General features: G+C 67.8%; 9 protein-coding genes. All 9 read right to left on the reverse strand.

The window, feature by feature from the left end; translation table 11 throughout:
* Positions 1-267: 267 nt before the first annotated feature.
* Positions 268-1,044 carry an enoyl-CoA hydratase-related protein gene (locus OS124_RS0119970; RefSeq protein WP_010141721.1) on the reverse strand — a complete coding sequence of 259 codons (777 nt, stop codon included), beginning with the start codon at positions 1,042-1,044 and terminating at the stop codon, positions 268-270.
* Positions 1,045-1,115: 71 nt separating this feature from the next.
* On the reverse strand, positions 1,116-1,577 hold the full coding sequence (locus tag OS124_RS0119975) for a cytochrome c-type biogenesis protein (RefSeq protein WP_029375597.1): 462 nt from the start codon (positions 1,575-1,577) through the stop codon (positions 1,116-1,118).
* 41 nt (positions 1,578-1,618) lie between these two features.
* Positions 1,619-3,583, reverse strand: a complete 1,965-nt coding sequence (locus tag OS124_RS0119980; RefSeq protein WP_010141723.1) for a heme lyase CcmF/NrfE family subunit — start codon at positions 3,581-3,583, stop codon at positions 1,619-1,621.
* A gap of 104 nt (positions 3,584-3,687) precedes the next feature.
* A complete protein-coding gene (locus tag OS124_RS25360; RefSeq protein WP_010141724.1) occupies positions 3,688-4,281 on the reverse strand; it encodes a holin family protein in 594 nt (197 codons plus the stop codon).
* A complete protein-coding gene (locus OS124_RS0119990) occupies positions 4,272-4,886 on the reverse strand; it encodes a holin-associated N-acetylmuramidase (RefSeq protein ID WP_010141725.1) in 615 nt (204 codons plus the stop codon). The genes OS124_RS25360 and OS124_RS0119990 overlap by 10 nt, the downstream gene beginning before the upstream one ends.
* A 102-nt stretch (positions 4,887-4,988) precedes the next feature.
* A complete protein-coding gene (ccmE, locus tag OS124_RS0119995) occupies positions 4,989-5,426 on the reverse strand; it encodes a cytochrome c maturation protein CcmE (RefSeq protein ID WP_010141727.1) in 438 nt (145 codons plus the stop codon).
* A gap of 21 nt (positions 5,427-5,447) precedes the next feature.
* Positions 5,448-6,476, reverse strand: coding sequence for an N-acetyl-gamma-glutamyl-phosphate reductase (argC, locus tag OS124_RS0120000; protein WP_010141728.1), 1,029 nt, complete (start codon positions 6,474-6,476; stop codon positions 5,448-5,450).
* 104 nt (positions 6,477-6,580) lie between these two features.
* Positions 6,581-7,393 (reverse strand): glutamate racemase, encoded by an 813-nt coding sequence (locus tag OS124_RS0120005; protein WP_010141729.1) that lies wholly within the window; start codon positions 7,391-7,393, stop codon positions 6,581-6,583.
* A gap of 35 nt (positions 7,394-7,428) precedes the next feature.
* On the reverse strand, positions 7,429-7,667 hold a 239-nt coding region (locus OS124_RS25365; RefSeq protein ID WP_010141730.1), incomplete at its 5' end, for a hypothetical protein.

Below are 7,667 nucleotides of genomic sequence, written 5' to 3' on the forward strand. Positions count from 1 at the left end.
AGCGCCCCCTGCCCCTGCTTCCATTGACGCTGTCGCCGGACGACGGGCGGGACGTCTCACCGGGCGGCCCGGTTCCGCCGAGGAGAAGACCGCTGCAGCCATAGTTGGACCAGCCCCCTCCTCGTGCCGTCAGTTGCATCTTCCCCCGGACTGCCTGGGCAGCATTGCCTTGGCAAACGCCCCGGTCTCGCCTCCGGCGCACTGCAAGCAACATCTGCCCCTCGGGATACCTTCGGAGGCGCTCGCAGTGCCTGCCTGATGGCGCCCTCAGCGGCCTTCGAAATGCGGCGGGCGCTTTTCAAGGAAGGACACGACGCCCTCCTTGAAATCACGGCTCTGGCCACAGCGGCCCTGTGCCTTGCCCTCAGCCTCGAGCTGCGCGTCAAGGTCGGCGTCCCAGCTGCCACGGATGATCTGCTTGACCTCGGCATAGGTCGCGGTCGGCCCCTTGGCCAGCTGCGCCGCACGGGCCTGCCAGACCTCGGCGAAACGCTCGTCCGGCACCGCCTCCCAGATCATGCCCCAGTCATCCGCCTGGCGGGCGGTGATCTTCTCGGCCAGCAGCGCGGCGCCCATGGCCTTCTGGCTGCCCATCGAGCGCGGCAGGAAGTAGGTGCCGCCGGCATCCGGCACCAGGCCGATCCGGGTGAAGGCCTGAAGGAAATAGGCGCTTTCCGACGCGATGACGATATCGGCACAGAGCGCCAGGTTGGCCCCGGCCCCCGCCGCCGCCCCGTTCACCGCCGAGATCGTCGGGATCGGGCAATCGACGATGGCCTTCAGCATCGGCACGTATTCGTCCCTGAGGGTGCGCTCCAGATCGGGGTTGGCGACATTGGCCCGGTCGCTCAGGTCCTGCCCCGAGCAGAAGGCCCGCCCCTCGGCGGTGATCACCAGCACCCGTGCCTCTGTGCCGGCAAGGCGCACCGCATCAGTGATCTCGGCCCGCATCTGGCTGTTCAGCGCATTCATCACTTCGGGGCGCGTCAGGCGCAGCACCGCGATATCGTCCCGGGTTTCCAGCGTAATCGTCTGATAGCTCACGAGAGCCTCCTCCTGTCATCCTCGCGCCACAGAAGCGCGGATGGAGGCCCCCGTCAAACCGGAACACTGCGTCAGTTCTTCAGGATTTCCCTCAGCCGCGCCTCTTCCTCGTCCGAAAGCGCCTCCTCCGGGTCGGTGCCGGCGCGCCGGCTTCGGCTGCGCACGTAGACCAGCCCCAGGATCAGGCCGAGCAACAGCATCACCGGCCCCGCCGCCCAGAGCACGAGGCTCGACCCGCTGGCGCGCGGCCTGAGCAGGACGTACTCCGTGTAGCGGCCGACGATGAAGTCGACGACCTCTTCGTTGCTGTCCCCCGCCACCAGCCGCTCGCGCACCAGCAGGCGAAGGTCACGGGCGAGGTCCGCGTTGGAGTCGTCGATGTTCTCGTTCTGGCAGACCAGGCAGCGCAGCCCCTGGCTGATGTCGCGGGCCCGGGCCTCCAGCGCAGGGTCCGACAGCATTTCGTCCGGCTGCACCGCCAGCGCCGGCGCCGGTGCCAGCAGGCCGGTCAGCAGCAGCACCGTCAGGGCCATCAGCGTAGGGTGGATGCAATCCACCATCTGTCTCAGGGGTCTCATTCCGCAGGCACCCCCTCTGCACGGGGCGCCCGTGCCGCCCCTGCGGCGACCCGGTAGCGGCGGTCCGACAGGCTCAGCGCGCCGCCGAGCGCCATCAGCATGGCGCCGCCCCAGATCCAGTTGGCCAGGGGCTTGTAGTAGCTGCGCATGGCCCAGCCCCCGCCCGGCTGCGGATCCCCGAGCGCCACGTAGATGTCGCGCATCACGCCATTGTCGATCCCCGCCTCGGTGGTCGGCATCCCGGCCACCGGATAGACGCGCTTCTCGGGATGCAGCGTGCCGACCGGCCGCCCGCCCCGCGTCAGCACCACATCGGCCATGGTCGAGACATAGTTCGGCCCGTCGACGCGGTTGACCTCGCGCAGGGTCAGCTCGTAGCCCGCCAGTTCGACCCGGTCGCCGACCTGCACCACGCGGATATCCTCCTGCTGCCAGGCCAGCATGGCCGAGATCCCGGCGATGCAGACCCCAAGACCCGCATGGGCCACCACCCGCCCCCAGTCGGCACGCGGCAGGCGGCCAAGGCGCGACAGCCCGCCGTTGCCCTTGCGCATCCAGAGATCCGCCGCAGCCCCCGCCACCAGCCAGGTGCCCAGCATCAGCCCGACAGGGCCAAGCGCCGACCGTCCGCTCTGAACGGCATAGAGCAGCCCTCCGACCGCCAGGGCCAGCACCGCCGCCGGGACCAGACGTCGCAGGATGCGCCCCGCCTTCGCCCGCTTCCAGGGCAGCATCGAGCCGACCGGCAGCAGCACGCCGAGCGCCACCATGAAGGGGGTGAAGGCCATGTTGAAGAAGGGGGCCCCGACCGAGAGCTTGCGGTCAAAGACCATCTCGGCCACCAGCGGCCAGATCGTCCCCACGAAGACCACGAAGGCCGCCACCGCCAGCAGGATGTTGTTCAGCACCAGCGCCGATTCCCGGCTGACCAGCCCGAAAACCCCCTTCGAGGCCATGTCATCGGCACGGAAGGCAAAGAGGGTCAGCGCCCCGCCCATGAAGACGCCTGTGATCGCCAGCAGGACGACGCCGCGCTCGGGGTCGGTGGCGAAGGCATGCACCGAGGTGATCACGCCCGAGCGGGTGATGAAGGCACCGATCAGCGAGAAGCCGAAGGCGATGATCGCCAGCAGGATGGTCCAGGCCTTCAGGCTCTCGCGTTTCTCGACCACGATGGCCGAATGCAGCAGCGCCGCGGCAATCAGCCAGGGCATGAAGCTGGCGTTCTCCACCGGATCCCAGAACCAGAAGCCGCCCCAGCCCAGCTCGTAATAGGCCCACCACGAGCCAAGGGCGATGCCCACGGTCAGGAACATCCAGGCAGCCAGGGTCCAGGGCCGCACCCAGCGACCCCAGGCCGCGTCCACCCGGCCCTCGATCAGCGCCGCCACGGCGAAGCTGAAGGACATCGAGAGGCCGACATAGCCGAGGTAGAGGAAGGGCGGATGGAAGGCCAGGCCCGGATCCTGCAGCAGCGGGTTCAGGTCGGTGCCGTCGAAGGGCGGCACGGCCAGGCGCAGGAAAGGGTTCGAGGTGAACAGCAGGAAGCCCAGGAAGGCCAGGCCGATCATCCCCTGCACCGCCAGCACACGGGCGCGGAAGGTGGCCGGCAGATTGTCACTGAACAGCGCAGCCGCCGCCCCGAACAGCGCCACGATCAGGATCCACAGCAGCATGGAGCCCTCGTGATTCCCCCAGACCCCGGTGATCTTGTAGAGCATCGGCTTTGCGGAGTGGCTGTTCGCCCAGACCAGGCTGAGCGAGAAATCCGATGTCACGAAGGCCCAGGTCAGCGCCGCGAAGGCGAAGATGACCAGCAGCGCCTGCGCCACGGCGGCCGGCGCGGCGGCCTCCATCCAGCCGGGCCAGCGGCGCGCGGCGCCGACAAGCGGCACAACGGACTGGAAGAGAGCCACGGCGAAGGCGAGGATCAGGGCGAATTGGCCAAGTTCTGTAATCATGGCGCGACTATACGCGCAGCCACCGGCAGGCCTCAATTCAAATGAACGCGGGGGGCGCGACCGAATTGTCGCGCCCCCTGCCCCCCCGGGCGGCGGGCCCGGTCTCAGCCTGCCCGCTGCCACTCCTCAAGCGCCGGATTGGTGTCAGCGCCGCCCTGCGAAGGTACTGTCTCCCGGGCCGCAAGCAGCGCTTGTGCCGCGGCCCCGCCCCCCGGCACCGGATCTGCCTCCGCCGCATCGAGATCGCGCAGGGCGCGCAGTTTGCCGACCACCTGTGGCACATGAGACATGCTTCGGGCGATCTCGCGCTGGAACTCCTGTCCCTTCACCTGGTGGCGCGCACCGAAATAGAAGCTGACCACCGCGCCAAGCAGCCACCACAGCGGCTCGGGCACCAGCGCCAGCCCCTGCATCCGAGAGGCGAACCACACCGGATCGCTCATCGCCGCCACGAAGAGGCTCATCGCGCCAAGCGCCATGGCCGGGCGCGGCAGCCGGTTCAGCCCGTCCATGAACCGATCGAAGCCCGAGCGCGCCTCGCGGAACTCCTGCCCGTGCTGGGCCAGCGCCGACTGCAGGGCGTCGAGGTCGCGCTTGTCCATGGCCTCGGCGTTGACGCGGAACACCTCCGCCGTCTCGCGCACCACGTTGCGCCCGCCGCCGAAGATCGCCCCCAGAAGTCCGTCGATCAGCCCCATGCCGCAACCCTCTCGGCGAATTCCGCGTCAGAGAGGTGGAAGCGCGGCGTGATGAACTCTTCCGCCCGCCGGATCCAGCCGCCCTTTCCACCTGCACGGGTGCGGCAGTACTTGCGGCTTTGGGCGCGAGCATCAGCGATGCGGAAATAGTAGTTCCGCCGGGCTATCCCGTAGGCATCGACGATGTGGCCCGCGGCGGCGGCGCTGGCCTCGTGACAGGCGGCGATGGTCTGCGGCCCGATGGCACCGTCGACGCCGATCTGCCAGCCCATCTCGCGCAGCAGCCGCTGCAGGATCGTCACCGCATTGGCCCCGGCGTTGACATACATGTCGAAGACCGTCGGCCAGAGCCCCTCGGGCAGGTCCGAAATCCGGGGCCGGTGAAAGTAGTGATCGAGGAAGATTTCCAGCGCCTGCTCGCGGCTCAGCGCCTTCACGTCGGCCACGTTCACGTCGCCGTCACGATCCAGGTCCAGCCCCAGCTTCCGCATGGTATGGATCGTCACGCCGAAGTTGGTGGCCCCGCCCGGATCGTCCGGATCGTTGACGAAGCCGCCCTCGCGGGCGACGATCTCTGCCGCAATCTGCCGTACATCCAGTGACATGGCGCCTTCTCCTGAAGCTGTGCCCCGGGGGCGAAACTGCAGGTGAAGCGGTTAATGCGGCCCGAGTGCACCGAGCGGAGGGCGCAGCGCCGGGGCGCGGTCTCAGGTTTCGGGGTCCTGGTAGACGCCCTGTTCCTTCAGCGCGTCCACGACTTCCTTGGGCATGTAGCTTTCGTCATGTTTCGCAAGGATTTCAGTCGCTTCAAAGACACCATTCACGTAGCTTCCGGTGCCGATCATGCCCTGCTTCTCGGCAAAGAGATCCGGCAGGATGCCCCGATAGGTCACCGGCACCGTGGCCCCGCCATCGGTCACCGAAAAGCGGATCACCGCGCCACGCTCCAGGCTGCCTTCTGCCACCAACCCGCCGATGCGGAAGACCTCCCCCGGCGCGGGCGGCGCTTCGGCCACCTGGCTGGGGGAGCGGAAGTAGTTGATCCCATCGCGGAAGGCATAGCCCATGAAGCCCGCGGCAATGCCGAGGAACACGAAGGCCGCGATGATGATCTGGATCCGGCGTGTCTTCTTCAGGCCCTTCATCGGTCTCCCTCCGGCTGGTCCTCAGGGGAACAGCGCCGCGCCCATCAGGCCGGCGGTTTCGTCCAGCCCGAGCATCAGGTTGGCATTCTGCAGCGCCTGCCCGGACGAGCCCTTGCAGAGGTTGTCCAGCACGGTCACCACGATGGCCCGGCCCGCAATACGATCCCCGGTCACCCCGATATGCACGAAGTTCGACCCGCGCACGTCATGGGTCGAGGGCGTCTGACCGAAGGGCAGCACCTGCACGAAAGGCTCGTCGGCATAGGCCGCGACCAGCGCGTCATGCACCGCCTGCGCCTCGCCCGAGACATAGCCCGTCGACAGGATGCCCCGGTTCACCGGCAGCAGGTGCGGGGTGAACTGGATCTTCACCTCGCGCCCGGCGATCTTGCTGAATTCCTGGTCGAATTCGCCGAGGTGCCGGTGCTTGCCGCCCACCGAATAGGCGTTGTAGCCCTCGGAAAGCTCGGCATGCAGGAGGGTCTCCTTCAGGCTGCGCCCGGCGCCCGAGACAGCGCATTTCATGTCGAGGATGATGTCGTCCAGCCCGATCACCCCCGCCTCGATCAGCGGGCGCACGGTGAACTGGCCGGTGGCCGCGTTGCAGCCCGTGCCGGCGACCAGCCGGGCACCCCGGATCTCGTCGCGGTAGAACTCGGTCAGGCCGTAGACGGCCTCTTTCTGCATCTCGACGGCGGCATGGTCATTGCCGTACCAGGCCCGGTAGGCCTCGGGGTCACGCAGCCGGAAATCAGCCGACAGGTCGACGATCTTCAGGTCCTTCGGCAGCTCGCGGATCACCTCCTGGCTGGTCTTGTGCGGCAGGGCGCAGAAGGCCAGGTCGATGCCCGAGAAGTCGATCTGATCCACCGTCACCAGGTCCGGCAGGTCGAGGTGGCGCAGGAACGGGAAGACATCGGCCATCTTCAGGCCGGCCTTTGAGTTGGCGGCCAGCGCGGCGATCTCCATCTGCGGATGGGTCGAGATCAGCCGGATCAGCTCTGCCCCGGTGTAGCCCGAGGCCCCGATGATTGCGATTTTCTTGGTCATTGTCGCCCTTTCGGCGGGGTCACGCGCCCGCCCATAATCTATCTAGTCTCATCCCCGCGCCGAAAAAATGCGCGAGATCAAATTGCCGCAGTCGCGCCCCGGGGTCAGGCCGCGTGGAAATCCAATCGTCGTCGCAGGAACTGCGTCGCGCGGGAGGACACGCGGGCCGGATCGCCCGTGGTCAGGAACATCGAGACCTCGCCAGGGCCGCGCCGCTCGGGGTGGCGGTCCAGGTAGTCGGCCAGGGACTCGGCCACCAGGTTGGCCTGGGAATAGACGGTGACATGATCGCCAAGCGCCTTCTGGAAGGCTTCGGCCATCAGCGGATAATGGGTGCAGCCGAGGATCGCAGCCTCGGGCTCTGGCATCTTGCGCTTCAGCGCGTCGACGTGGGAATTCACCAGCGCCTCGGCGAGGATCATGTCACCGTCCTCGATCGCATCGACCACGCCGCCGCAGGCCTGGGCCTCGACATCGACACCGATGGCGCGGAAGGCCAGTTCGCGCTGGAAGGCCCGGCTGGCGACCGTGGCGGGGGTGGCAAACAGCGCCACATGCTTCACCGCGACCTCGCGCGGCGGAGAGTTGTCGCCCCACTGGCGTTCGGTCAGCGCCTCGATCAGCGGCACGAAGACCCCAAGCACCCGCTTGTCGGCGGGCACCCAGCTTTCCTGCATCCGGCGCAGGGCGGCCGCCGAAGCGGTGTTGCAGGCCAGGATCACCAGGTCGCAGCCGGCATCGAACAGGCGTTGCACCCCGGCCTTGGTCAGCTCGAGGATATCGTCGGCGGTGCGCACGCCGTAGGGGGCATGGGCCTGGTCGCCCAGGTAGACGAAGGGCACGTCGGGCAGACGTTTCGCGCATGCCTCAAGCACCGTCAGACCGCCCAGCCCGGAATCGAAGATACCTACTGCCATCTCTTGCCCGGGTGCCTTTCGCACCCGCCCCCGCATCACGCGCCGGGTGCCGCCCGGCGCTTTGCCTCGAACTCGTAGCCGTAGTCATAGGAATTCAACGGCTTCGGAGAAAGCTCATACGTCGCCTTGCGAAGGAAATCCATCATTGCCTTCGTGTCACCGGCGCGCATGCGCAGCTCTTCGCGCGCAATGGGTTCGCCCACCACCACGCGGACAGGGCCATCGACACGCCGCCGGAACTCTTTCAGCAGCAGGCCCATGCGCAGGGTCGGGT

The sequence above is a fragment of the Oceanicola sp. S124 genome (assembly GCF_000220565.1).
Classification (GTDB): Bacteria; Pseudomonadota; Alphaproteobacteria; order Rhodobacterales; family Rhodobacteraceae; genus Pseudooceanicola.